The 500-nt window shown below is 52.4% G+C and carries 1 rRNA gene; it reads right to left on the bottom strand.

Features of this window, described 5'->3' with window-relative positions:
• Window positions 1–500, bottom strand: a 23S ribosomal RNA gene (locus lacNas_RS01140); the annotation flags it as partial.

Genomic DNA, 500 nt, shown 5'->3' with positions numbered 1-500 from the left:
CTCTTTGCGAGGCTAGCCCTAAAGCTATTTCGGAGAGAACCAGCTATCTCCAAGTTCGTTTGGAATTTCACCGCTACCCACAACTCATCCCCGCAATTTTCAACTTACGTGGGTTCGGTCCTCCAGCGCGTTTTACCGCGCCTTCAACCTGGTCATGGGTAGGTCACTTGGTTTCGGGTCTGCATCAGCCAACTTCTCGCCCTGTTCAGACTCGCTTTCGCTGCGGCTCCGTCTTTTCTGACTTAACCTTGCTGACTAACGCAACTCGCCGGTTCATTCTACAAAAGGCACGCCATTACCCGTTAACGGGCTCTGACTACTTGTAGGCACACGGTTTCAGGTTCTCTTTCACTCCCCTCCCGGGGTTCTTTTCACCTTTCCCTCACGGTACTGGTTCACTATCGGTCACTGGTTAGTATTTAGCCTTGCGAGATGGTCCTCGCGGATTCAGACGGGATTTCACGTGTCCCGCCCTACTCAGGATACTGATAGGCCTTCTT

The organism is Lactobacillus nasalidis (assembly GCF_016587775.1).
Lineage (GTDB): Bacteria > Bacillota > Bacilli > Lactobacillales > Lactobacillaceae > Lactobacillus > Lactobacillus nasalidis.
This window is presented reverse-complemented; position numbering and strand designations above follow the sequence as displayed.